The organism is Clostridium felsineum DSM 794, assembly GCF_002006355.2.
Classification (GTDB): Bacteria; Bacillota; Clostridia; order Clostridiales; family Clostridiaceae; genus Clostridium_S; species Clostridium_S felsineum.
Window position 1 is genome coordinate 3752842 of the sequence record NZ_CP096980.1, and the last position, 26119, is coordinate 3778960.

The 26119-nt window shown below is 30.1% G+C and carries 22 protein-coding genes and 1 pseudogene; 4 read left to right on the top strand and 19 right to left on the bottom strand.

Annotated elements, in window-relative coordinates; all coding sequences use genetic code 11:
* Positions 1–98: 98 nt before the first annotated feature.
* From CLFE_RS17610 to CLFE_RS17625, 4 genes are all read right to left on the bottom strand, one after another.
* On the bottom strand, positions 99–824 hold the full coding sequence (locus CLFE_RS17610) for an MIP/aquaporin family protein (protein WP_077895055.1): 726 nt from the start codon (positions 822–824) through the stop codon (positions 99–101).
* A gap of 25 nt (positions 825–849) precedes the next feature.
* Positions 850–2130: a nickel-dependent lactate racemase gene (gene larA / locus CLFE_RS17615; protein ID WP_077895056.1), complete on the bottom strand. Its 1281-nt coding sequence runs from the start codon at positions 2128–2130 to the stop codon at positions 850–852.
* A gap of 223 nt (positions 2131–2353) precedes the next feature.
* A complete protein-coding gene (locus CLFE_RS17620; RefSeq protein ID WP_077895057.1) occupies positions 2354–3241 on the bottom strand; it encodes a LysR family transcriptional regulator in 888 nt (295 codons plus the stop codon).
* Positions 3242–3375: 134 nt separating this feature from the next.
* A complete protein-coding gene (locus CLFE_RS17625) occupies positions 3376–3762 on the bottom strand; it encodes a MerR family transcriptional regulator (protein WP_077895058.1) in 387 nt (128 codons plus the stop codon).
* A gap of 251 nt (positions 3763–4013) precedes the next feature.
* On the opposite strand from CLFE_RS17625, the gene CLFE_RS17630 reads away from it, so the two are divergent.
* The 3 genes from CLFE_RS17630 (at position 4014) to CLFE_RS17640 (ending at position 6417) form a co-directional block, all read left to right on the top strand.
* Complete coding sequence (locus tag CLFE_RS17630) at positions 4014–4463, top strand: hypothetical protein (protein ID WP_077895059.1); 450 nt, start codon at positions 4014–4016, stop codon at positions 4461–4463.
* A 121-nt stretch (positions 4464–4584) separates the two neighbouring features.
* Positions 4585–5718, top strand: coding sequence for a sensor histidine kinase (locus CLFE_RS17635; protein ID WP_077895060.1), 1134 nt, complete (start codon positions 4585–4587; stop codon positions 5716–5718).
* Positions 5719–5742: 24 nt separating this feature from the next.
* The gene (locus CLFE_RS17640) at positions 5743–6417 is read left to right on the top strand and encodes a response regulator transcription factor (protein ID WP_077895061.1); all 675 of its coding nucleotides are present in this window, start codon (positions 5743–5745) and stop codon (positions 6415–6417) included.
* Positions 6418–6420: 3 nt separating this feature from the next.
* Here CLFE_RS17640 and CLFE_RS17645 read toward each other — a convergent pair whose 3' ends face one another.
* The 9 genes from CLFE_RS17645 to CLFE_RS17685 all read right to left on the bottom strand — a co-directional run bounded on the left by CLFE_RS17645 (position 6421) and on the right by CLFE_RS17685 (position 16479).
* Positions 6421–7353, bottom strand: a complete 933-nt coding sequence (locus tag CLFE_RS17645) for an aldo/keto reductase (protein WP_207651418.1) — start codon at positions 7351–7353, stop codon at positions 6421–6423.
* 121 nt (positions 7354–7474) lie between these two features.
* Positions 7475–8374 carry a DUF362 domain-containing protein gene (locus CLFE_RS17650; RefSeq protein WP_077895063.1) on the bottom strand — a complete coding sequence of 300 codons (900 nt, stop codon included), beginning with the start codon at positions 8372–8374 and terminating at the stop codon, positions 7475–7477.
* 182 nt (positions 8375–8556) lie between these two features.
* Positions 8557–9672, bottom strand: coding sequence for an aldo/keto reductase (locus CLFE_RS17655; protein WP_077895064.1), 1116 nt, complete (start codon positions 9670–9672; stop codon positions 8557–8559).
* Between the two features lie 140 nt (positions 9673–9812).
* Positions 9813–11195, bottom strand: coding sequence for a radical SAM/SPASM domain-containing protein (locus CLFE_RS17660; protein ID WP_077895065.1), 1383 nt, complete (start codon positions 11193–11195; stop codon positions 9813–9815).
* A gap of 377 nt (positions 11196–11572) precedes the next feature.
* Positions 11573–12328 (bottom strand): carboxymuconolactone decarboxylase family protein, encoded by a 756-nt coding sequence (locus tag CLFE_RS17665; RefSeq protein WP_077895066.1) that lies wholly within the window; start codon positions 12326–12328, stop codon positions 11573–11575.
* An 85-nt stretch (positions 12329–12413) separates the two neighbouring features.
* Complete coding sequence (locus tag CLFE_RS17670) at positions 12414–13514, bottom strand: MBL fold metallo-hydrolase (protein WP_077895067.1); 1101 nt, start codon at positions 13512–13514, stop codon at positions 12414–12416.
* A 205-nt stretch (positions 13515–13719) separates the two neighbouring features.
* Positions 13720–14886, bottom strand: coding sequence for a MalY/PatB family protein (locus tag CLFE_RS17675; protein WP_077835671.1), 1167 nt, complete (start codon positions 14884–14886; stop codon positions 13720–13722).
* A gap of 30 nt (positions 14887–14916) precedes the next feature.
* Complete coding sequence (locus CLFE_RS17680) at positions 14917–15753, bottom strand: DUF3737 family protein (protein ID WP_077895068.1); 837 nt, start codon at positions 15751–15753, stop codon at positions 14917–14919.
* A 189-nt stretch (positions 15754–15942) separates the two neighbouring features.
* The gene (locus tag CLFE_RS17685; protein WP_077895069.1) at positions 15943–16479 is read right to left on the bottom strand and encodes a flavodoxin; all 537 of its coding nucleotides are present in this window, start codon (positions 16477–16479) and stop codon (positions 15943–15945) included.
* Between the two features lie 234 nt (positions 16480–16713).
* Between CLFE_RS17685 and CLFE_RS17690 the strand changes: the two genes are divergently transcribed.
* Entirely contained in the window at positions 16714–17139 is a 426-nt protein-coding gene (locus CLFE_RS17690) for a MerR family transcriptional regulator (protein ID WP_077895070.1), read from the top strand.
* Between the two features lie 25 nt (positions 17140–17164).
* Here the strand turns inward: CLFE_RS17690 and CLFE_RS17695 are convergent, their stop codons facing one another.
* The 6 genes and pseudogenes from CLFE_RS17695 to CLFE_RS17720 all read right to left on the bottom strand — a co-directional run.
* Positions 17165–18166, bottom strand: coding sequence for an aldo/keto reductase (locus CLFE_RS17695; protein WP_077895071.1), 1002 nt, complete (start codon positions 18164–18166; stop codon positions 17165–17167).
* A 33-nt stretch (positions 18167–18199) separates the two neighbouring features.
* Positions 18200–19318 (bottom strand): aldo/keto reductase, encoded by a 1119-nt coding sequence (locus tag CLFE_RS17700; RefSeq protein WP_077895089.1) that lies wholly within the window; start codon positions 19316–19318, stop codon positions 18200–18202.
* 22 nt (positions 19319–19340) lie between these two features.
* Positions 19341–20495 carry an aldo/keto reductase gene (locus tag CLFE_RS17705; RefSeq protein ID WP_077895072.1) on the bottom strand — a complete coding sequence of 385 codons (1155 nt, stop codon included), beginning with the start codon at positions 20493–20495 and terminating at the stop codon, positions 19341–19343.
* 137 nt (positions 20496–20632) lie between these two features.
* A complete protein-coding gene (locus tag CLFE_RS17710; protein ID WP_077895073.1) occupies positions 20633–22678 on the bottom strand; it encodes an ATP-dependent helicase in 2046 nt (681 codons plus the stop codon).
* 9 nt (positions 22679–22687) lie between these two features.
* The gene (locus tag CLFE_RS17715) at positions 22688–25351 is read right to left on the bottom strand and encodes a DEAD/DEAH box helicase (RefSeq protein WP_077895074.1); all 2664 of its coding nucleotides are present in this window, start codon (positions 25349–25351) and stop codon (positions 22688–22690) included.
* 230 nt (positions 25352–25581) lie between these two features.
* Positions 25582–25965: pseudogene (locus CLFE_RS17720) on the bottom strand (SDR family oxidoreductase); the annotation flags it as partial.
* Positions 25966–26119 lie beyond the last annotated feature (154 nt).

Consider the following 26119-nt stretch of genomic DNA (forward strand, 5'->3'; position numbering starts at 1 on the left):
ATGCTTAACTATATATTTTTAACATTTACACCTTTGTAGTCATTTATCGACTATATATAGCACACTAAACTCCTTACATTATGAGCTACATATAATTATCAAATTTGTTTATACAAAAGTATAGCAAGAATACTACCAACTATTGGTGCTACTACAGGTATCCAAGCATATGACCAATCTGATTTTCCTTTATTTTTAAGTGGAAGAAGTGCATGTACAATACGAGGTCCTAAATCTCTAGCAGGATTTAAACCTGGTCCAGTTGGTCCACCTAGAGATGTAACTAATGAACAAACAAGAAATCCAAGTCCCACATACCCCACTGCCGGAGTACTTTCTACCGCAGTAGAATTAAGTATAAACATTGCACCTAGAACTAGTAAAAATGTTCCGAAAAATTCTGTAATAAATCCATTTACATGACTTCCTGAAGCGGATATAGTAGAACATGTGCCAAGGATACTTTTAGTATCTTGTGTTTCCTTATAAAATGGAACATATACAAAATAAAGTATAACTTGTCCTAGTATTGCTCCAACAAATTGGGCTAATATATATGGAATCACTTCTTTCCAAGGAAAAAGTCCATTTACAGCCATACCTATTGTCATAGCTGGGTTTGTTTGACTCCCACTAATTTTATTAAACATTAAAGCTGGAATCATTACACCAACCCCATAACCCACAGCAATAATAATCCATCCATTACGATATCCCTTTGTCCCTTTTAATTCTACATTTGCAACAGCACCATTACCAAATAATATTAAAATCGCTGTTCCGAGCATTTCACAAACTAATCTCACTGCTAAACTATAATGCATTATTATCACTCCTATATGAAAACTTCTACTCTACAATAACAGAAAGTCCATCTGGAATAACTGTTACTTTAGCATTTTCTCCTTCAATTTCGTATGCACGTCTTAATGCCTCTTCAAAAGTTGTTTTTAGTTCCATGTGCATATTTTCAATAAGTTCTGGATCAACGAGATCAGAAACCATTATTACATGATGCTTTGAAAGAATACGCGCTAATATTTGTGAAGTCCATTGATCAGGAATAGTTTTTTGACGTTCTGTATGAATAGCTTTTTGTAAAAATTCATCTGGTGATTCTACATCTGCAAGATTCTTATAGAAACCTTCACCACCATGTCCATCTCTACAGCCAGCAACCATTATAATAACACCATTTTCTTTATTTGTAGCCTCTGCTGCTGTCATTCCCTTTACCGCTTGATAAATATTTTGGTCAAGTGGATATCCACCATTAGTTGATACTGCTATATCACAAGACTTCCCTTTAACTCTAGCAAGATCACGCACAAAATCACAACCAGTTTCATGTGCTTTTTCAAGATCTCCAGCAAAAGAACCTATGATCTTCTTATCACCATCAAGAACAACATTTAATATAAACTTAAGACCAGCCTTTTTTGCTGCATAAACCATATCCTCATGAATTGGATTGAATTTTATATTACCAGTACGTGCTTTATTTGAATCTATAAATTCTCCACAATGGTTTGCCATAATTGTTTTATATGATGCTACTCCAGGTAATACAGACTTACGTCCTCCTGAAAAGCCTGCGAAAAAGTGAGATTCAATAAATCCTTCTGATATAAGCAAATCAGCTTCTGCTGCTATTCTATTAATGATGCAAGGACCACCTGAAGGAAGTGTTCCTATTCTAACCATAGCTGAATCATCAGTTGAAATATGCATTACTATATTTTCATTTTCAACAATTTCTTCACCATACTTATCTACTAATTCTTCATGAGTTGATGGACGATGAAATCCTGTAGCTACAAGTATTGTTATTTTTGCGTTTGGTTCTACACTACGAATACGGCGAAGTAAAATTGGTGTGATAATTTTTGAAGGAACAGGACGTGTATGGTCTGAACTAATCAAAACAATGTTTTTCTTTCCACATACTAATTCTTCTAATTTAGATGAGCCTATAGGGTTATCTAAGGATTTCTCCACTATTTCATTTTGAGATAATTCGCTCTTGTAATTTTCTGCTTTTGAAGTTAAAATCCCAGCTAAATTTTCTTTATTTATTTGGGCAATAATTTGTTTTTTATCATAAGGTAATTTTATATTGGCATATTCCATGTTACTATCATCCTCTCTATTTATTAACTTAATTTACATTTCGAGATTATTATAGTTCAACCATGTAATCTTGTATAGCCAAATAAAAAGATAGCTGACATAAGAAAAATTCATGACAAAATTATTCTCATATCAACATAGTTTTCTGATTTAATACAAAAAAACATTCAAAGAATCCTCATAATTAAAAATTTATCAAAATCTTTGAGTTGTTTAATTGCTATTATTTTGAATTGTATAATTTTATAACGTAATCAATAAATAATTTTATTGCACGATACTTAGGATTTTCTTTTTTATAAAGTAGAAAGGCTTTTATACTATATGGTGGTTCAATATTATAATATCCATCTTCACAGCTAAACCCAAGAGTATTAAGAAGACGTTCTGTAATAATGGCTCCTGCAGTATTTTCTTTACAATATTGAATAATTGCATATGGTGATGAAATTTGAGCTGCTATTATGGGTGATATTTCTGCACTATCAAAGTACGGACCTATCAATTTATTTATAAAATTATCTGGTGGATATTTAACTAAAGGCTTTTTAAGCATAGTTTCCAATTTCACTTTACTTTTTATTTCTTTAATGTTAGGTGCAAAATACACCATTTTATCTACTCTAAATAACGTTTTTTGAAAATTGTCCAAAATCTCGTCACTCGCAAGAAAAGTAGATACAACATCAATTTTTCCGTTATTTAAAGACCTTATAAGGTCATCTTTTTCCATACTATAAACAGTAATTAATATATTTTTATTATTTTTAAAATAATCAATATACTGATTCATAAGTATATCTCCAAGTGAAGTGAGCACTCCCACTTTTAATTCTACAGGCTTTTCACCACTTATTTGTTGAAAATTATAAATTGTCCCAACTAATTCAGGAAGTATACTATTTATTCTTTTATAAAAAACCTCCCCTTCTTTTGTTAGCTGGCTGCCTCGATTGGAACGTAAAATAAGCTTTACTCCCAAGGTTTCTTCAAGTTTTTTCATTTGAAAACTAAAAGCTGACTGAGTTATATTAGCTTGATTAGCTGCAAGCGTAAAATTTTGAACTTTGGCATAAATTATAAAATTCTCTAGCTCTTGAATACTAGGCAACTCTTTTATTTAAAACACCCCCTATTTAGTTAATGCTATTTTTACTCATATGTACCTCTTGCAATAATATCATAAAATATAGCCTACTTAAAGTTTATAAAAATACATTTCAAGTAGGCTATATTTTATAATTATTATTTTTTGTTTTTCTTTAATTTACTTTCTTTTGGAGTAACTATCTGTTCATATCCTTCAATCTTATGGTCTAAGCGTGCTAAGGTCTTTTTCATATCTTCCATCTTTTCCTTAAGATGTCTGCGTTGTTCAATCAAAAGTTCTTTTCTTGCCTCCACCGTTGTATCTCCTTGTTTAAATAATGTAACATATTCAATCAACACTTCAATTGGGAGTCCTGAAATCCTCATACATTTAATAAACTCTACCCATCTACAATCTTCTTCAGTATAATCTCTAATTCCACTTTTGCTACGATTTACAGTTGGAATTAGTCCAATACGTTCATAATATCTAAGTGTATCTTGTGAAAGATCAAATTTTTTACTTACATCTTTAATCGTCACTAATTTCTCCTCCTAATACAAAATATTATATATAAAACTTTAACACTTGATGTTAACTCCATGTCAAGTGTTTTATATTTTTATTATGTAAAATAAAAAGTATATCTATGGATGTATTTTTTGTTTAATAAAATCCTCCGATAGATAGACGAAACAGAACTCTTTTAACATTATAATGTTTTATATAGTTGTCTATTATTTAATAAATTCAAATTATTAACAACAACATTTACACTAGGAGGTCTATATAAATGAATCAATATAGTTATTTAATAATTGGTATACTTCTTATACTACTTATATTTTACAATCAAATAAGGGTACGTCAGGTACGTCAGGATATGAAATTAACCTTACCTATAATTATGTTTATATTGGGCGTACTGAATTTCAAAAGTTATATTAGTACTAATTCCTTAACGACTATGGCTTTATTATCTATTGCCATAAGTTTTTCTGTTTTAGCCTTTGGTATGGCAGCTATCAGAGCTTACACAGTTAAATTATGGAGTGATAATAATATAATATATCGTAAAGGAACGTGGCTAACTATAGTGTTATGGATTATTTCAATAGCATTACATATAATTCTTAATAAAATAGGTCATATTGGTCAATCTACTTCTCTAATTTATTTTGCTATAACATTCACTGTGCAAAGTTTTATAGTTCAAAATCGTGTAAAACGTATGTTTTTTTAATATAACCTTACCTATATTTTTATTTTTAAATATTATAACAAGTATATCTCTAGATAGATGACAAAATTTTTATTTTTTGATAAAATATAATACACACTTTAAGTAAAGGGAAGTGAAACCTTTGAAGCTTATTAATAAAATATCTACTTCTAAATTAGTTCGTTTAGCAGCAAGTATTGCCTTAATATTTTTTTATCATAAACTTTTTAAAAATCTCAATCTGGTAACTTCTCTTATTTTATTCTTTATATTATTTCTAGAGATATTTTTACTTTTAACTAAAGAAACCTGGTGGAGTAACATAAAATATATAATATTCTATTTTTTAATTATTTCTTTAGCTGTAATTTCAAAATTTAGTTATAATACAGATACTTCCACAATCTTATATCCTGCCATATGGATACTAGGGTCCTTAGAACGTAAATATGACAAATTATCTATGTTACTTGCATCCTTAATTACAATTATTATATTTTTAATGTCCCCCATTTCATACTTATCTTTCCAATCATTGTTTGCCTTGATAGGTATTTTCTTTGGTATACGAAGTATTAAAATTAGAAAAGAAGCTTATAAAAAACTAGAGGAAGCACATTCAGAGCTTTTACAATCATCTGTAACCTCGATGAAATATGCAGCTCTTGAAGAAAGAACCAGGCTATCTAGAGAAATTCATGATGGCATAGGTCATCAACTTACTTCGCTTATTGTACAACTTCAAGCTCTTGAGCTTATGTTACCAAATGATCCAAAGGAAGCCTCTAAATTAGTTTCTCAATTACTACAAATATCCCGTAATGCAATGGCTGAAGTACGTATTGCAGTAAAAGAATGGTCTGATGATGAAATGGGCTTAGGTCTTATAGCCTTAAAAGGATTAATCTCCCAAACGCAAGCTCGTTCATCTATTCAGTTTAGTTTTTGTGAAGACTCAGAAATATCTGAATGGTCAATGGAAACTAGCACTGTTCTCTATAGAATTCTTCAAGAATCCTTAACTAATATATTACGTCACTCAAATGCCAACTCTGCTCAAATACATATGAGTGAAATAAATGATAATATTATATTATCAATATCTGACGATGGTAAGTATATAGGTGATACACCTTTAAAACCCGGCTTTGGTATAAGTGGAATTGTTAATAGATGTGAATCACTAGGAGGTACTTGTTCTATTACCCCAAATAGTCCACATGGTCTAAAGGTTCAAGTAATTATTCCATGCAATTCAACTAACTACAAAGAATAATACTTTCAATGGAGGAAATAAAGTATGTTAAAAAATAATAAAATCAAATTATTCATTGCTGATGATCAACCAATAATAATTCAGGGATTGCGCTATATTCTAAATACTCAAAATGATATGGAAGTAGTTGGAGAAGCCACTAATGGTGAGGAAGTTATAAAAAAAGTACTGAAAACTAGCCCTGATGTTGTACTTATGGATATACAAATGCCAAACCGCAGCGGAATAGAATCTACTCATATTATACTTAATACACTCCCAAACATAAAAATAGTGCTTCTTACAACTTTCGATGTTCAAGAATATGTTTTTGACGGTATTCGAGCAGGTGCTGTAGGTTACTTACTAAAAGACACTGATACTAAAGAGCTTCTTGATAGTATTCGTTGGGTTTATCAAGGTCAGGCAATATATCGTACAACAACAGCCAGTAAGGCATTAGCTCAAGCGTTAATAAATAATACTACATCAAAAACAGAAAATGGTAAACAATTAAACCTTCCTGAACCTTTAACTGACCGTGAAATTGATGTTCTTCAACAAATGGCTTACGGACGTCGAAATTCAGAAATATCTAATATTCTTAATATATCTGAGGGAACTGTAAAAACTCACGTTCACCGTATAATTCAAAAACTTGGTGCATACGATCGTACACAAGCAGTTGTATTTGCCATAAGACAACATATAGTTAAATAATAATTAGAAATTTCTCTTTGCAATAAAGACATTATAAAGTTCATACCACTCTTCTTTATTCATTTCTTTAGCCTGTTTAATAGCTGCCCTACAATTTTGAATTACATCTGTATTTATTGTTCTGAGGACAGGTTGAATCATAGCAGGATGCTTCATTAACCACCCAAGTACAATTACTTCTAAAGTGGTTTCTTTTTCCTTTGCCACTTTTTCTAATAATCTTTTTGCCTGAAAATCCACTTCTGAAATATTCTCCACAATATTGCCATCATATATTCCATTTTCCAATGACAAGTATGCTTGAATTTGTATATCCTTTAAATTACAATATTCAATAATTCCATCTGAAAAGTTTATATTCATACCAGTATTTTGATTAACAATTATGGATTCTTTGCAATATGAATTTAAATATTTAATTTGTTCAGTATTCATATTAGAAACACCGAAATGTTTAACCTTACCTAAATCTATTAGTTTATCAAAGGTCTCTGATATCTCCTCTGCCTCCATAAGAGGATCTGCTCCAGGTATAATAAGTATATCTAAATATTCTGTATTTAATCTCTTTAATATTTCATCTACTGAATTCAAAATATATTTTTTTGATAAATCATAATACTTAATATTTTTTTCAGCTGTATAATAGCTACCACACTTTGATTGGATTATTATATTTTCTCTTAAATTTGAATTGGAACTTAAAATTTCACCAAACATCATTTCTGCTTTTCCCATACAGTAACTATCTGAACAATCAAACATAGTAATTCCCGTAGCTAATGCAGCATCCACTGCTTTTTCTGCTTTTAAAAGTTCTTCTTTTGTATAAGCGTTTTTATTAAAATTATTTGTAAATCCACTACACCCCAATATAAGACGACTAGATGTAATTTTCCTTTTTTCCAACGGCATTTCTTTCATGATTATATTCATTCCTTTCACATAAGTGAAATTTTCTCGCTTCTTATATTGGTATTATTTTATCCATTTCTATTTTTTATTAAACAAAAGTCATCAGATTTTATTTTATCTGATGACCATTAAAAAAGTTTATTTATATTCTATACAAGTCATAATTTCTAGTTCCCATTCCCATTTCCTCTGCATGTTCTACAGTATGAATTCCATGTCTTGATTCCATTCTTTCAATAAGTGCTTTTCCATCTGGTGCTTCATACACTAAATCAACACATGCTTGCTCTAATGCAACTGGATCTAAAGATGCAAGTATTCCTATATCCTTCATTTCTGGATCTGCTGGATGAGAATCACAATCACAATCTACAGATAGTTTATTCATAACATTTATATAAACAATGTTGTCACCCTTATAATCTGCAACTGCTTTCGCTGCTTCAGCCATAGATTCTAAGAAATCATCCTGTGGTGTGTTCAAGCCAAATCCTGTTGCTTCTTTACCTGCTGTGTGAATCAAACTTTTACCCCTTGATGATGCAATTCCTATTGACATATTCTTAAGAACTCCACCAAAACCGCCCATAGCATGTCCTTTAAAATGAGCCAGGTTAATTACAAAATCATAATCAGCAAAATGTGACCCAACTATATCTTCTTTTAGATGTTTTCCATTAGACACTGGAATACTAATAGAGCCATCAGCATCCATAACATCAACTGGCGCAATAGCTGTAAATCCATGATCTTTTAAAACTTTTAGATGTGAATCTGTGTTTGCACGTCCTCCACCATATGCTGTATTACACTCTACAATAGTACCTGCAACTGATTTCACTAATGGTGCTATTAAATTTGGTGAAAGAAAGTTGTGACCTCCTGGCTCACCACTGGATATTTTAACAGCTACCTTACCATTTGCTTTTCTTCCTATGGCCTCGTAAATATCCATTAATGCCTCTGCACTAATATTTTCTGTCATATAAACAACTGCTGTATTTTTGTTATTAGTATTTTTCTTAGTTTTTACTAATTTCATACTACCTTCACCCCTTACAATAAAATTAGGTTATGTTGTATTCTTATAGTTTAAATTTCATTTTCAGTGTAGCACTTAAAGTGTACTTCAAGTCAAATATTATTTTTTAATATCCTTTATAAAGCAAAAGAGCATATACTTTTCCGTATACACTCTTTATCAATTTACAATTTGAAATAAATCTACTTATCAAATTCCGCTGAAATTTTTTTCAAATTATCTACAATATGCAAATGTTGTGGACAGTGATTTTCACATTGTCTACAAGCAATGCAGTCAGATGCACGACCATGATTATTTGCAAAGTTTTTATAATGCAATAACGAATTAGATGCGGTGCCAAACTGAGTAAAGTAATTATATAATTCAAAATACTTCGGAATAGGTATTCTCTTTGGACACCCTTCAACGCAATATTGACAGGCTGTGCATGGGATAGCTATGCTTGAATTTATTGTATCCACTGCTTTATCTATTATATTCATTTCTTCTTCATCAAGAGGTTTAAAGTTTTCCATATAGCTTACATTATCCTCTAATTGTTCACAACTCGACATACCTGAAAGTACCATCATTACATTTTCATGAGTTGCTGCAAAACGTATTGCCCAAGAGGCTACAGACAATTGAGATGCGTAGCTTTTAAACATCTTCTCTACTTCTTCTGGTACTTTTGCAAGCATTCCTCCTTTGATTGGCTCCATAACAATAACCGGTTTATCATGCTTTTTACATATCTCATAACATTTACGAGATTGAATATTTGAATTATCCCAATCCAAATAGTTTAATTGAAGTTGTACAAATTCAACCTCTGGATGTGCTGTAAGTATTTCATCTAAAAGTTCTGAATTATCATGATAAGAAAAACCAATTTTACGAATTTTACCTTCATTTTTCTTATCTTCAATAAATCTGAAGCTATCCAACTTTTGTGCTATTGCATAATTTGCTTTATTCAAACAATGAAGCAAATAATAATCAAAATATTCTACTCCACACTTCTCTAGTTGCTCATTAAAAATATGCTCCATATCATCTTTTGTTTTTAACATCATAGTTGGAAGCTTTGTTGTAATAGTATAACTATCTCTAGGATAACGCTTTACTAAGGCCTCTCTTACCATAGTCTCACTTACGTAATTATGGTACATATATGCTGTATCAAAATATGTGAAGCCCTTTTGTAAAAATGTATCTATCATTTTACAAAATTGTGGTAAATCAATGCTTGTTTGGTCCTGTGAATTTGTAAGTGGTAATCTCATACATCCAAAACCTAATTTTTTTTGCTTCATATTTATTCTCCCCCATAAAATGTAATTATAAAATAAATTTTACCATATTAACGTTACTCTAAGTCAAGAATTTTTATAAAAAAAGTTTCTGATAATGTACTCAGCTTGTACGCTATCAGAAACTTTTTTATAATTTTATATTATCCCTTAGAAAAGTTTTCATTTCCCTTTTCTTTAAAGAATTCCTTCCAAGTTTTTTCAGCATATGGTTTGAATTCTTTTGATGTATTTTTTAATTTTTCATGAAATTCAACATCATTAAGCATTTTGTCTGCTCCTGCATCATCTGGCTTTGCTCCAACCTGCTTACAAACATTTATTATAACTTCTGTATTATCAATCATCATACATGGTCTTAACATATTTTTATTATACGGCTGTATAGCTCTTAACCTCTTAAAAAACGGATCTCTAAAGGCATCTATTAAATGTCTTCCTTTTAAATTAACAGTTGAAAAATGTGAAAATATACATGGTTCTACATCTTCCTTTGAATTAACATGAAAATAATATTTACCTGCAATGCAACCACCTACGTATGGTGCATCATTAAAGAAATCTATAGTAAAATACTTTTTATTAGCCCTTATTTCTCTTGATCTTCTTCCAAGATAATCTCTTTGTTCTCCTGTAAGCATCATATTAAAATCTTCATCTTCCCCATTAACAGGCATAAATAAAAAATACCAGCTCATTTTTGAACCTTTTTCAACCAACATATCAGTAAATTCATCACTAAGTACTGTTTTTATATTAGTTCGTGTAACTGCTGATGATACACCAAATAATATTCCTCTTTCATTAAGCATGTCCATTGCCTTTAACACTTTTTGATATGTGCCTTTACCTCTACGTGCATCAGTATCTTCTTCAAATCCTTCAATTGAAAGCATAGGTATTACATTTCCACATTTTTTAAGCCTGTCTGCAATTTTTTCATTAAGTAAAAGTCCACTAGTAAACGGGGTAAACATTATATCATCATATTTTTCATAAATATCCAAAAGATAATCGTTAAAAAATGGTTCTCCACCTAAAATAATAATATAATAAATTCCAAGATCTCTTGCTTCTCCTATAATTCTATCAACTTCTTCTGGTGGAATATCATCTTTTTTGCTAAAACTTGAAGCATAACACCCCTTACAATGAAGCGGACATCTCATAGATGGACTTAAGAGCATTACAAAAGGTATTTTTGTATCTTCTTCATCCATATACTTTTGTCTTTTAGGACCTGCATACCAAGTAGCATTTGCAAAAAAGTTAGAAAAGAACTTTTTTAAACATTTTGTATTTGTATTTTTTAAAATATCTTGAATGTATTCATGCTTACATTTATCGTTGTTATAATAGTTTTCAACGAATTCGATTTGGGATAATGAAGACTCATCTTTAGTTAACATTTTAATAGCTTCAAAAATTTTGCCTACATTTTTTTCTGGGTTTTTCCCAAGATAATCAACTATTTTATTTACAATAACTTGTTTGGTGTTTTTTTCTATAGTATCTTTTATACTCATATAAATTCCTCCTCATCCAAACACAAATATATATTTAAAATACTATAATTTAAGTTTAAAAAGTACTTCCCTAATTAAAATCTTTTAATTATTGCATGTAATTTAAGCTCTAATAATTAATTTTGCTTTATTACAGTAACTATATGGGTTCTAACTTAACTTATAATTATAGTTATTTTATTCAATATAATAGTCTTATAATACATTCATTTAAATACATTGTTAAAATTGTAACAAGAAACATTCTACTTTTCCCTTACTTTTTAAATTCAATTAACTTTTTACATATAATTATCTCTTTATTCAAAACTAAAATGTACAATTATATTTTAACACCCACTTGCAAATATAAATTAGTACTCATATACCTAATATTCTTAAGCTAATACTTCGTTTATACAAGCTATAGCATTTAAAGTCCTTGGGAATCCAATATACGGCATGCATTGCGTTATTACGTCCAATAAAATTTCTTTAGTATTCCCAACAGCTGCATTTCCAGCAATATGTGCACGTAATTGATTTTCACATCCTCCTAGTGCTGAAATAACACTAAATGTTATGATTTCTCTTTTTTTTGCATCTAACCCATTCCTTCCGCATATATCGCCAAAACAGTATCCAGATAAATAATCTTGAATATGTTTTAAATTATCTGGCGCATTTGCCCTCATAACATCTATATGTTCTCCTCCAAATATAGCTTTTTGCACTTCAATTCCCTTATGTATTCTATTATCTTCTGTAGTTGTAGACTGACCCTTCAGCGGAAGTTCAACTCCTTTTTTCAAAAAAACCTCATTAGTAACTTTTATAGCTTTTTGCACTTTTGAAAATCCAACATATGGCGTACATTGATATAGAGTCTCTTTTACCTCTACTGGTGTTAACCCTATATTAAGCGCAGCTTCAACATGTTCTCCTAATTGATCTATAGTTTGATTTGTTACATTAACTGCAATTGTTACTATTTCACGTAATTTCTCATCCAGCTTTCCATGCTGCCAAACTTCACCATATATAAATCTTTCCATTATTTCATAAAATTCAGGATCTGTAGCTTTTAAAGCATCAACCTTTTCTTCTCCCCATAACTGCCTTTCTACTTTTTTACCTTCTTCTATTCTATTCAAATAAAACACCCTCTCTTTTATAAGCTTTTTTATCAGTTTCAATTATATTCCTTAAAGTTAACTTTAAGTCAAATAAATATATGAATTACTTCCACCACGAACAAATAGACGTATTTAATTCTGAATCTATAAACAAAGTTTTTCCGATTTTAGGTACAACTAAATTAACTTCTGATTTTTTTGCTTCTAATAATGCCCTTTCAATAGGTTCACTCCACCCATGAAAAGCTAAGGTGAATGCTCCCCAATGCATCAACATCATCTTTTTACCTCTTAAATCTAAATTCGCTTTAACAGCTTGTTCTGGCAACATATGTATGTTTGCCCAACGCCTATCATACTGCGCACCTTCAATTAAAGTTAAATCGAATGCACCATATTTTTCTCCAATTTTCTTAAAATGCGGTCCATATCCACCATCTCCACTTATATATAAACGTATATTTTCACCTATAATTACCCAACCACCCCACAGTGTAGTATTTGAATTAAATATTCCCCTACCTGAAAAATGCCTTGAAGGTACAAGTGCAATAGTTAAATTTTTATACTTTATTTCATTCCACCAATTAACTTCGGTAATTTTTTCTTTTGAAACACCCCATCTAATTAAATGTGATCCTACTCCAAGTGGAACAAAAAAATGCGATACCTTATCTTTTAATTTCACAATAGACTTATAATCTAAATGATCATAATGATCATGTGAAATAAATACAGCATCAATACTTACCATTTCATTAAAAATCTTCTCCATGCTTTCACTATACCTATATTTTTTACTACCAACAAATGAAACTGGTGAAGCAATGTTGCCTAACATAGGATCGACTAATATTTTTTTATTATCAATACTCAATAAAAACGAGGAATGTCCAAGCCAAGTTATACTGTTTCTTTCAGCTTTGATTTTATCCCAATTAATTGATTCAACCGTAATTTCACTTTGTGGACTACGCTCTTTTCCCCCTGCAAAAGAATCCTTAAGCATGGATAGTATATCAACAAATCCCATACGCATACTTGTTGGAATTTCATTAACAAATTTACCTTTACTATAATTATTTAAATCCTTATATAATTCTTTTTGTTCTCTACTTGGATTTCCACCAAAAGTAGGTGCTAGATTTAAAAATAGTATGATACCTACTAATAACAAAACTAAAAATACTACTATGTACAGCATAAATTTTTCTCCTATCTATTTTAGATAATATTATTTAGAACAATTTCTTCAAATACATACTTAGTATACGTTATAAAGTTAACTTCATGTCAATAGCTTAATTTAATTAAAAGAAACCTTTTTGTAAATATGTTTACTTAAGGTAAATCTTAGCATATATAATAAGTTAAAAATAGCGAATACTATTCACTATTCGCTATTTTCATCAATTGAACAAATTTACAACTTTTGCCAATCTATTTAAACCTTCTTCTAAAATAGTTCTTGAACAAGCTATATTTATTCTTATAAAGCCTTCTCCACCTTTACCATATATGCTTCCATCACTTATTCTTAATTTTCCATCATGAAGTAATCTGTAACAAAACTCTTTTGAACTTATGCCAAGTTTTCTACAATCAATCCATATTAGATAAGTAGCACTTGGTTTTACAACCTTCAAGCCTGGTAATTTACTATCAATAAAAGAAATCAAGAAATTCAAATTACCTTCTAGATATTCTAATAACTGACTTAACCATTCTTCTCCATAGTTATATGCAGCAATTAGGCCTTCAATCCCAAAAATATTAGGTTCAATTGTCTCATTTATATTTAAGGAACGATTTATTTTCTTCCTATATTCTTCATTAGCTACTATTATATTTGATGTCTTAAGTCCTGCAAGATTAAATGTTTTACTTGGTGCTGTACATGTAATAGAATTCATTAAGAAGCCTTTGCTAATTGAAGCAAATGGCATGTGTGTTCTTTCTTTATACACTAAGTCTCTATGAATTTCATCTACTACTACCACTACGTTATGCCTTAAGCATATTTCTCCTAATCGCTCTAAAGTATCTTTTCTCCAAGCTATTCCAATTGGATTATGAGGATTACATAAAATAAAAATTTTCACCTTCGGATCAGAAGCTTTTTTTTCAAAGTCTTCAAAGTCAATTTCGTAACTTCTACCATTATAATTTAGTTCATTTAATACTATACTGCATTTATTATTGGTTATGGATGTATTAAAGTAATTATAAACTGGTGACTGAATTAGAACTTTATCTCCAGGTTCTGTAAATGCCTGTACTGCTGCTGATAATGCTGGTATAACCCCCGTAGTTACTTCAATCCATTCTTTTTTTATTCTAAAATTATGCCTTTTTTCCCACCATTTAATTTCAGCTTTATAGTAAGCCTCTGGAATATCCGCATATCCAAAAACTCCATGCTTAACTCTATCCTCTAAAGCTTTAATTATTGGATCTGCCACCTTAAAATCCATATCCGCTATCCACATTGGTAAAATATCACTTTCCAAATCCGAATCCCATTTAACACAGTTTGTATTTTTTCTATTAATGACTTCATCAAAATTATATTTCAAAACGAAAACCTCCATACAAATCTTATATAATTAAGCTTTTGTAATAATTTCAGTTTTAGAATGATCTAACTTTGGATCATCTAATATAAGTTCTTTAATACCTTCTGCTTTTATAACACCACTCGTTGGATTCTTAACACTATCAATTATAGTTGTAACATCAGCTTGTACAGATGTATATTCAAAACATAAATCAGTATTTATCATCTTACAATTTTCTAATATTAAATTTTCTGCATAACATAATGGCTGTGTACCAATAATTGTGCAGTTAACAAGCTTTAAATTTTTAGAATACCAAGCTAAATACTCTCCTTCTAAAACAGAGTCATATACTGTAATATTTTCAGTATTCCAAAAAGCATCTTTTGATTTTATAACACAATTTCTGACAATACCACCCTTTACATGTTGAAAAGAATAATTACCATCCAATTTAAAATTAGTAAGTTCTATATTTTCACCGTGTAATAATAAATAATTACCTTTAAATTCCGAATCAACTATCTTAACATTTTTACAATCCCATAAGGTTTCTTCTGTATCCATTACAGTATTAGTAATTGTAATATTTTCACCGTCTCTAAAAATTTTAGGTGCATCAACTTTGCAATTATTCATTAAAAGATCACTTGTATACCAAATTGCAGCACGACTATCTTCTGAAAAATAACAATCTTGAATTTCAACCTTATTATTATGCCAAAATGGATATTTATCCTTAAAATTGCAATTAATAGCCTTAATATTTCTACTTTCTTTAATAGCTGATTCCCCTGGCAAAAATTCACATTCCTTTATTAAAACATCAAAAGATTTATACAGAGGACGTTCTCCTTCAAATATTTCTTTTTCTATAACGTTCATAGCTCTAGCCCCTTACACTTTAATTTATATTTCTTAACAATTTTATAATACAACCTAAAGTAAACTTTAAGTCAAGCTTTTATTCTTAACACTTAACTGTAAACTCTATATTATAATTATTTATCTTTTTAAAAAAGGTGATGAAAAATATAAATATTGTCATTACCTTTTTTAAAATAATAAATCTATCTAAATATCACTTAAATTATTTTCAAGCCAACTAACAATACTTTTTTCTGCTGCATTTACACTGCTGCCACGTATTGCCAAACCACTTAAAATATCAGAATTTGAACAAACTTTTTTTATGTCTTTTTCACTATGCCCTAGTCCACTTCCTTCATGTGTACAAAATGGAAGAATTGTTTTTCCCGAAAAATTATATTCCTCTAAGAATGTAAACACTGGCATTGGCATAGTTCCCCACCAATTAGGATATCCTAAAATTATAACATCATAATCCTCCATATTTTCTACCTTATCTGAAAGATTTGGCCTAGCATTTAGATTCAATTCTTCCTTAGCAACATTTGTTGCCTCTGTATAATCTTTGGGATATTCTTTTACTGAATCTATGCAAAAAATATCTCCATCTATTACTTTTCTTATAATTTCTGCTGCTACTTCTGTGTTTCCAACTGCTAAGTTTTTAATACCTCCATCAACATAATTATTCCCTTTGCGTGAAAAGTAAGCTATTAAGCATTTCTTATCTTTTAAATCCATATTCTCTATTCCTCACTTCTCTTAATAATATTTTTTAATAATCTCTTTAATTCCTCTTTATAATACTACTTAGAGTTAACTCCAAGTCAACAGTTGAATTTAATCATTTCTGTAACTCTTTTAAATTTTACTCCTAAATACTCTATATTGACTTTAGCTTTAATATATGATACTTTAATATCAAGTTAAAGTTAACTTTAACTTAGTGAAAGTTTGTACATGGAGGTATTAACTATGTCATATTCAATTGGTGAGGTTGCCCAAAAATTAAATTTAAGCACCTCTACTCTTCGTTACTATGATAAAGAAGGTCTTCTGCCTTTTGTTAAACGTAATAGCTCTGGCATACGTACATTTTCTGATGAAGATTTAAAATCACTTCATATAATAGAATGTCTTAAAAATACTAATATGCCAATAAAAGATATAAAAACTTTTATTGATTGGTGCTCTAAAGGAGATTCTACCTTAGAGGAAAGATATAATATGTTTATTGAACGACGAAAAATTGTTGAAGAACAAATGGCAAATCTCAAACACACCTTAGAAACTATAGATTACAAATGCTGGTATTACAAAACTGCTCTTGATGCAGGAACAGAAAAAATCCATAAGAGTATTCCTTCAAAGGATACAATAAAAAATAACGCATCTGCTTAAATCAGCTGCGTTATTTTTTTATATTTTACTTGCCTATTCTTTTTGCATTAGCTGAATTAGGGTCCCAACGATCAGCTCTTAATTCAATACTATTCAGGGCTTTTCTTATTTCAATTAAATCTTTTTCTGTTAGTTTAACTTCTGCTGCTTTAACGTTTTCATGAACACGACTTAATTTTCTACTTCCTGGAATTGGTACAATCCATGGCTTCTGTGACATTACCCAAGCTAATGCAATTTGTGCTGGTGTTGCAGTTTTTTCTTCTGCTATCCTCTTTATTAAATCAACTAAAGTTTTGTTGAACTCCATATTTTCTTTTTTAAAACGAGGCTGTTTACTTCTTGTATCATTTTTTTCAAAAGTTTGGTTTGTATCAATAGTCCCAGTTAAAAAACCTTTTCCTAATGGAGCAAATGGAATAAATCCTATTTCTAATCTCTCTAATAAGTCCAATAAACCACCCTCTGGTTGTCTCCAAATCATAGAATATTCGCTTTCAACAACTGTTAACGGACATATAGTGTGCGCCTTTTCTATTGTTTCTAATCCTGCTTCTGAAAGTCCCCAGTGTTTTATCTTTCCTTCTTTAATAAGTTCCTTCATAGTATTTGCTACAACTTCAATTGGTGTATTAGGATCAACTCTATGTAAATAGTATAAATCTACATAATCAGTTTGTAATCTTCTTAAAGATCCTTCTAAAGAATTTCTTATAGTTTCTTCTCTTGCGTCAAGAACTTGTTTCCCATCTATAACCTTTATTCCACATTTTGTTGCAATAACAACCTCTTTTCGAAATGGTTTAAGAGCTTCCCCTACCAAGGTTTCATTATATATAGTACCATCGTCATTTTGATAACATTCAGCTGTATCAAACATTGTTATACCTACATCAAAAGCCCCACGAATTACTTTAAGCATTTCTTTTTCATCTGAAGGTTCTCCAAAACCATGTGTCATTCCCATACATCCTAGTCCTACAGCAGATACTTCTAATCCACTTTTCCCTAAAATTCTTTTTTTCATATTCCCCAATCCTTTCAGGTTAATTTTTTAAACCTATTTTTCAAATACAGCTGCAACCTCTTCTAAATGTTTTCTAACCTTTAAATGTTGAGGACAAATTTTTTCACATTTACCACATTTAATACACTCAGAAGCTTTCCCTCTTCCTCTAGTACTATTTACATAATACATATTACTGTTCCAATCTTTGTATTGTCGTTTTGCATTATAGCACGCAAATAAATCTGGAATTAGTATATCTTTAGGACATCCTTCCACACAATATCTACAGGCTGTACATGCAATATTATCTTGATTCTTTAGAATTTCCCTTACTTTTTCAATTGCTAAAAATTCTTCTTCTGTAAAAGGCTTAAAATCTTTCATATACCTAACATTATCTTCTAATTGTGAAAAATCGCTCATGCCGCTTAATACCTTAAATATTTTCTTAAATGAAGCTGCATAACGAATTGCATAGCTTGCATAACTTCCTCCCTTTAATTCATCTAATATTTTCTTTGCTGTATCTGGCAAATTAATAAGTCCGCCGCCTTTGATTGGTTCCATAACAATAACAGGTTTATCATATCTTTCGCATACTTTATAAACTTTATAGCTCTCAATACTTGGATTATCATAATCTGCATAATTGAATTGAATTTGAACTACTTCTATTTCGGGATGCTCACTTAATATAAGTTCTAACACCTCTGGCTTATCATGAAAGGAAATACCTATATGCTTAATTTTTCCTTCTTCCTTTAACCTCTTTACTACTTCAAAGGCATTACATTTCTCAAATTTTTTATAAAACTCACTGTTTAAAGCATGCATCAAATAATAATCAAAGTACTCCACACCTGTTTTTTCTAATTGATCATTAAAAACAATTTTAATATCTTCTTCCCTATTAAAGTAGGTCCCTGTTAATTTATCTGTTAACGTATAAGCTTCTCTAGGATATCTTTTAACTAAACAATCTCTTATTGCCGTTTCACTCTTTCCACTAATATAACCATGTGCTGTATCAAAATAGTTAAAGCCTTCATCAATAAACTTATCAATCATTTTTTTAAATTCTTCATAATCAACTTCGCCATTCATTCCAACCGTTCCACTTTTCATTGGAAGGCGCATACATCCAAAACCTAACTTTTTATTATCTGACATTTGCTTTCCTTCTTTCTTAATACTATTTTCTTGTAGGTATAATACTATTTTTTTCAAACTTTTCTGTAACATCTTTTAAATAAGTAGTTATTGGTAAATGTTGAGGACAAGCTTTTTCACATTGTTTACAATCTATACATTCACTAGCTTTTCCATTTTTAATAGCTATATTATTGTAATATACCATTTGACTTGAAAAACTACCTGTGGTACGCATAATACTGTTATAAAGTGCAAAATATTTTGGGATAGCTATATTCTTAGGACATCCATGTGTACAATATTCACAAGCAGTACATGCAATAGCTGTGTTATCATTAATTATTTTAGTAACCTTCTCAATAATAGCCATTTCTTCTTCGTTTAAAGGTTTAAAATCTTCCATAAAAGAAGTATTATCATTTACTTGATCCATAGTGTTCATTCCACTTAGTACACGGAATACTCCTTTTTGACTAGCTGCAAATCTAAGTGCCCAACTTGCATTAGAAGCCTTTGGGTTATATTCCTTCATTAATTTTTCAGCTTCCTCTGGTACATTTATAAGGGTTCCACCTTTACAAGGTTCCATAACAGTTACTGGTTTATCGTATTTATTTGCAATTTCTAGACAACGACGCGATTGAACATTGGGCTGCTCCCAATCTACATAGTTAATTTGTAATTGAACAAAATCTATTTTATCAGCATATTTTGATAAAATTTCATCCAATAGTTCTGGCATATCATGAAAAGACATTCCTACTACTTTTATTTTTCCTTCTTCCTTCTTTTTAGCTGCAAAATCAAACGCTCCATACTTCTCACATTTGGAGTAAACATTTGAACCCATGTTATGAAGTAAATAAAAATCAAAATAATCAACTCCACAGTTATTCAGCTGCTCATTAAATATCTTCTCCATATCCTCACTATCTTTAAAATCACGTAAGGGTAGTTTTGTTGCTAGCTTAAAAGAATCTCTAGGATGACGCTCTACTAATGCTTTGCGTACTCCTTCTTCACCGTGATATCCATGATATGTGTATGCAGTATCAAAATAATTAAATCCATTTTCTAAGTACTTATCAAATAATTTATTAATTAGGTCATAATCAAAAGATGCAGGATCCTCTTTATCTAGTAATGGTAACCTCATACATCCAAAACCAAATTTCTTTTCTTTCATTAAATTCATAATAAAACCTCCTGAAGCCTTTTTAAGTTATTTCTCTTGCCTCAGCTTAAGTATACAACTTAGAGTTAAGTCTAAGTCAATAGCTTGCTTTTTTTTTTAATGCTGCTAGATTTCATTAATCTAGCAGCATACTATACTTATATAAATTCAAGTTCACTAAATCCTTTTATAAATTCTTTTACTCCATAATTCTCAAATTCGACCTGAAGCATCATTTCATCCTCTTTAATAACCTTTCCTATTCCATACTTCTTATGTCTAACTTTTTTTACAACTTCCTCTATAACTTCAACTACTTCTTCTTTTTTTAGTTCATTTTTTTCCTTTTGAATCTGTTTTTTTAGTTCCTGTAAATTAACCTTAGTACTTTCATTTACATCATTTTCAATTAACTCAGGTGGAATCATATGAAGGTAAAGGCTTTTCCCTTCCCTTGCCCTATAATAATCTGGATTTGTATAGTAAGAAAGCTCCAAATAATCTTTTGCTCTAGTAACTCCAACAAAAAACAATCTTTCCTCTTCTTCTTCTTCCTCCATACACCCTGTATTAAGAGGAATTAATCCATAATTAACACCTATAATAAAAACAGAGGAAAATTCTAATCCTTTAGATGCATGCAGCGTCATTAACTTAACCGAATCAGCATTGCTATTTATGTCCTCTTTTAAAATATTCAAGCCATAAAGTGCCGAAGAATTTATAAACTCTTTTAACCCATCTAAAAAATCTACATTTTTCTCATTAATATATTTCATAATAATATCAAATAAATTATAAATATATTCTTTGTCCTCTTTGTAGGTGGCCGAAGTTGGTCTTATGTATTTATCAAACTCAAAATATGCATAAAAATCTTCTGTTTTAATGATTTTAGAGCTTTCACTTAGAAACTCGTTCATCTTTTTTAGAAGTTCAGATTTATCTATGTTTTTTTCTTTAATTATCTTTCTTGCAGTTTTTTCTCTTATTCCAGCTCCATAATCCTTATTGCTAATAACATATACAGCAGAAGATATATCATTAGGATTCACAGAAAATCTTAGAACCTTAATTAACCAATTCAATACCGGAATATCACGTATATTTTTCTTAAGTGAAACCTCATATGGAACTTCATTTTTTAAAAATACGTCTTCTAAAACCTTAGATTGATTCTGAAGTCTATAAAAAATTGCAATATCCTTATAAGCTGCGCCCTCTTTATGCATCCTTCTAATCTTATCAGCCAAATAGCAAGCTTCATTAAATGCATCATAATGATTTTTCACTAAAATCTTACTTTCTGTATTTCTTATTCCCTTTAAGCTATCTCTATCTCTTAAAAAGCACCTTGCTACTTCCAAAATAGTATTGCTAGAACGATAATTAATAGGAAGAGACACTTCCTTTGCTTCATATTTATTTTTCAAAATATCAAACACCTTTAAATCGCTTCCACGCCAACTATAAATAACTTGATTAGGATCTCCTACTGCAAATAATTTTGTATCTAAAGTTTTTAATTTATCAATAAAGTGGAGCTGAAGCTTATCGCTATCTTGAACCTCATCAATAATAATCCATTTAGGCTTAATTTTATTATTATCTAAAAGTAAATTTGCATTATTAATTATATCCGTAAAGGACATCTTATTTTGAAGCACTTTTTCTTTTTTTAAAAATTCTACTAAACTAAATATATCATCATCATACTTTGAAACCTTTTTTTCTTCCTCATGAATTTGCACTGATTTTTCTAATCGCTTTTTTAATCTGTTCTTATATTTAATTTTAAGCTTATTCTCTTGTATTATTTCCATGGCAATATCTAATTCTTCATCAGGCTCAATTACAAAAAAATCTTTTGTATATCCTAGTTCTTCTTTAGGTAATACATTCTTAAGTAAATATAAAGCTACACTATGAAAGGTACCAAATAAATTGAGTTCATTAATATCAATACTTGTATCTAAATTAATCAATCTTTCTTTAATTTCATCTGCTGCTTTATTAGTAAAAGTAAGTACAACCATATCTTTGTAGCTAACATTTTTTTCATAATGAAGATATATAATCTTTGAAATCAATACTGTAGTTTTTCCGCTTCCAACACTAGCATTTACTATGCAGGCATTGCTCTCATCTAATACAGCTTTTCTTTGATATTCATTTAATTTTTCTAATTCTTTTTTATAATCCATCAAATCCTCCTATTCCATAAGATTTTTATATCTTCTATTTAATTTGTTTTTAATATCTTCTCTACTATCCTCTGAATTTTCTATTTCAGTTCTTATTTCTATTCTAAGTGGTGCATCTGTATGAAATTGAATTATATTTATTATACTTTTTCTATTATTCTCCTCCATAACCCACCCTCTATAAAAGGGACTATTTAAAATTAAAGTTATAACATTACCTTCTATTTCTACTCTAGGAATTGTAGTCAAAAACGCTCCAAAGGCATCACCATTTTCTTTTATATAATCACAAAATTCCTTCCATTTATTTTGGAGCTCATTAAAGCTAAAGGATTTTTTTATAAAAGTTCTTGGTGCATATTCTACTAATTTTATATTCTTTGGTACTTCTACTTCCTTAAGAAAATTTTCAAGTCCCCATAAAACCATAGCTTTATCTAACTTATAATCTCCAATGCAAGCTGCACAGCCATCCTTACACTTGCAGCCACTAACCATACTTATTGCGTTATCTATAATTATATTAGTTAAATCAAATACCTTTTCTGAGTATCCGAGCCCACCTACATATTTATCATAAACAAACATATAGACGTCATCTTCAAAGCTGCCAGATATTTCTACTGAATTATTAGACATGGTAACACCTATATCTTCATTTTCGGTCATTGTTGCCATCATAGTAGCATTCTTAATTGCAAAGCATAGACCTTCAAAATGATTGTTTCTTATAAATTTACCATTTTCACTTTCTTGAAGCATTCTCCTGTATACTTTTACAACATTACTTGGAATCCTAAGCCATGTACTTTCAGTTTCAAAATCCTTTGATAATGGTTTTTCAAGCTGCTCAAAACCTAAATTTTGATGATTATGAAATTGTAGTTTTTTATACATATAGACTATTTGATCCACATTTACATCACCAAAAGTAATCTTAGTCCTTTTATAATCTATATCCTTACTGCCTTGAATAATTCTTATATTAGTATTATCTCCCGGCATAGTATAATAGTTCCCACTAAAAGGAATAGCAAATGCCGTTTTACTTTCTGTGTCAAGTTTTATAACCTGATATTGAACGCCATCATGCATATAAATTGCTCCAGTATGAATTTCTCTAAAGGCTTGCATTTCATCCATTTCTGTAATTTCTTTATTATTTTCCTTATTTATAAGCTTATACCTTGCTTTATCAATATTTCTCAAACTAAAATCTCTTGCCGGAAAAGAATTTCCACACCATATAAACTTACCATTTTCACTTGTTAATTCCTTTGCCCTTATTAAAACAGGAATTGTTTCTCCTAAATCAGGGAAAAGTGAAATATCATCTAGTGTTAATGGTATTTCAGCAGCTGCTGCACGTATATGTGATAGTTCAATCAAAAGATTATTCTTATCAATTACTGCATTCTCACTACCACCTTTAAAAAGCCAATTTGGATTAACTCCAATGTACTGGTCAAAAGGGAGATTATCAAGAATGAGATAATTAGTACATTCCGTGCCACTTCTACCTGCCCTCCCTGTTTGCTGCCAAAAGGATGCCCTTGTTCCTGGGTATCCTACTATTATTGTCGTATCAATTTTCCCTATATCTATACCAAGCTCTAAAGCATTTGTAGAAACAAGACCACTTAAAGCACCTTTTATCATCTTATTTTCAATTTCTTTACGCTCTAGTGGTGTATACCCTCCCCTATAACCTGATATTTTATCTGTCAAAGCTTCTCCAAAAAAACTTTCTGTTTCTAATTTATCCCTTGCTTCTTTTAATACTACCTCCACGTTTCTTCTGGACTTAGTAAAGGCAATAAAGGTATTTCCCATCTCTACCAAATTAGGTATTAAATCAGCAGCTATAGACGTTGACTGCACTTGACCATAGTATCTCTTATCTGCTCCCACAAGTTTGGGAGGTTGCAGAAGCACATATTTTCTTTTTGAAGAAGGTGAACCATCCTTGCCAATTTCAATGAACTTTTCTCCACAAATTTCTTCTGCTAGCTCAGTTGGATTTGCTATTGTTGCTGAACTGCATAAATATTGTGGAGATGATTTATAGTATTTACACACTCTTTTTAGTCTTCGAAAAACATTTGCAAGATGTGAACCAAAGGCACCTCTATATGTATGAAGTTCATCTATTACAACATATTTTAAATTAGATAATATAAAATCAAAACCAAATTTGCTGTGATTGGGTAAAAATGCGCTGTTTACCATTTCAGGATTTGTTAAAATAATATTAGCACTTTTTCTAATTCTACTTCTTTCATTTGTAGGAGTATCCCCATCATATACTCCCGCTGAAATTCTATTCTCACCAAAGTACTCTAAATAAGGTAATATAGCACGATACTGATCACTAGCAAGTGCTTTTGTAGGATATATAAAAATTGCTCTAGCTAGTGGATTTGATAAAATTTCTTGTATTACTGGAAGTAAAAAGCTAAGAGTCTTTCCACTGGCTGTAGATGTGGTTATAACTATGTTTTTGCTCTCCTCTGCTTTTTCAAACATTTCAGCTTGATGACAATACAATTTTTCAATTCCCTTTTCTGAAAGATACTTAACTAATTCTTCTGATAAATTTCTTGGAAAATCTACATAAATTGCTTCTCTTTTAGGTATCTCTTTTTTATATATAATCAAATCACTTATATTCATTAATATTCTCCCTATAATAAATTACTCTATAATTATATACCAAGTAATCCTACTGTGCTATTTTGACTTAATTTTATTTTATCCTTCTATATAAAAAATCCTAGCACTATAACAAGTTATTTTACTAGGATTCTTTTACTAATATCTATTAATATGTTTTCAAAATCTTTTTCGCCATCTACATAATCTAATTAAATTGTTGTTGAAAAGTCATTATATACTTAAATAATTTATACTTCTGCCTTTAAATGGCCATAAAAGTATGATGCTGTAGCACCACCATCAATTAAGAAATCTGATCCTGTAATAAATGCCCCTTTTGAACTCATAAGCAGCTCAGCAACATTTGCTATTTCAACTGCTGTACCTGGTCTTCCTGCTGGGCATTTTGAAAACATATTTTTATAAAAGTCTCCTCTAGGACCATTAAATTCATCAATTGCAAGCGGTGTTACTACAATTCCTGGAGAAATAGAATTTATTCTTGCTCCCTTTTCTCCCCATTTTACTGCTTCAGCCATAACACGTTTTTCATTACAACGTTTTGCCATTTGATAAGCATGAAGTGTATCTTTAATATTTGATTTTTGTAATACTTCAAGACTTAATAATTCCCAAGCCAATTGGCGAAACCTCAATATTACTACTTCCTAATTTACGTTTTATCATATAATAAAAACCTCCTCTAGGTTATTCTTACCTCTTTCAAAATTATTCTATCACCTTGTGTTAACTCCAGGTCAATACATTTTATAAGAATAAATTTAA

What these genes read in the sequence shown, in the direction of transcription:
- CLFE_RS17610 (WP_077895055.1), bottom strand. Translation starts at nt 824, where the DNA reads ATGCATTATAGTTTAGCAGTGAGATTAGTTTGTGAAATGCTCGGAACA.
- larA (WP_077895056.1), bottom strand. Translation starts at nt 2,130, where the DNA reads ATGGAATATGCCAATATAAAATTACCTTATGATAAAAAACAAATTATT.
- CLFE_RS17630 (WP_077895059.1), top strand. Translation starts at nt 4,014, where the DNA reads ATGAATCAATATAGTTATTTAATAATTGGTATACTTCTTATACTACTT.
- CLFE_RS17640 (WP_077895061.1), top strand. Translation starts at nt 5,743, where the DNA reads ATGTTAAAAAATAATAAAATCAAATTATTCATTGCTGATGATCAACCA.
- CLFE_RS17645 (WP_207651418.1), bottom strand. Translation starts at nt 7,353, where the DNA reads ATGAATATAATCATGAAAGAAATGCCGTTGGAAAAAAGGAAAATTACA.
- CLFE_RS17650 (WP_077895063.1), bottom strand. Translation starts at nt 8,374, where the DNA reads ATGAAATTAGTAAAAACTAAGAAAAATACTAATAACAAAAATACAGCA.
- CLFE_RS17655 (WP_077895064.1), bottom strand. Translation starts at nt 9,672, where the DNA reads ATGAAGCAAAAAAAATTAGGTTTTGGATGTATGAGATTACCACTTACA.
- CLFE_RS17660 (WP_077895065.1), bottom strand. Translation starts at nt 11,195, where the DNA reads ATGAGTATAAAAGATACTATAGAAAAAAACACCAAACAAGTTATTGTA.
- CLFE_RS17670 (WP_077895067.1), bottom strand. Translation starts at nt 13,514, where the DNA reads ATGCTGTACATAGTAGTATTTTTAGTTTTGTTATTAGTAGGTATCATA.
- CLFE_RS17680 (WP_077895068.1), bottom strand. Translation starts at nt 15,753, where the DNA reads ATGAACGTTATAGAAAAAGAAATATTTGAAGGAGAACGTCCTCTGTAT.
- CLFE_RS17685 (WP_077895069.1), bottom strand. Translation starts at nt 16,479, where the DNA reads ATGGATTTAAAAGATAAGAAATGCTTAATAGCTTACTTTTCACGCAAA.
- CLFE_RS17690 (WP_077895070.1), top strand. Translation starts at nt 16,714, where the DNA reads ATGTCATATTCAATTGGTGAGGTTGCCCAAAAATTAAATTTAAGCACC.
- CLFE_RS17695 (WP_077895071.1), bottom strand. Translation starts at nt 18,166, where the DNA reads ATGAAAAAAAGAATTTTAGGGAAAAGTGGATTAGAAGTATCTGCTGTA.
- CLFE_RS17700 (WP_077895089.1), bottom strand. Translation starts at nt 19,318, where the DNA reads ATGTCAGATAATAAAAAGTTAGGTTTTGGATGTATGCGCCTTCCAATG.
- CLFE_RS17705 (WP_077895072.1), bottom strand. Translation starts at nt 20,495, where the DNA reads ATGAATTTAATGAAAGAAAAGAAATTTGGTTTTGGATGTATGAGGTTA.
- CLFE_RS17710 (WP_077895073.1), bottom strand. Translation starts at nt 22,678, where the DNA reads ATGGATTATAAAAAAGAATTAGAAAAATTAAATGAATATCAAAGAAAA.
- CLFE_RS17715 (WP_077895074.1), bottom strand. Translation starts at nt 25,351, where the DNA reads ATGAATATAAGTGATTTGATTATATATAAAAAAGAGATACCTAAAAGA.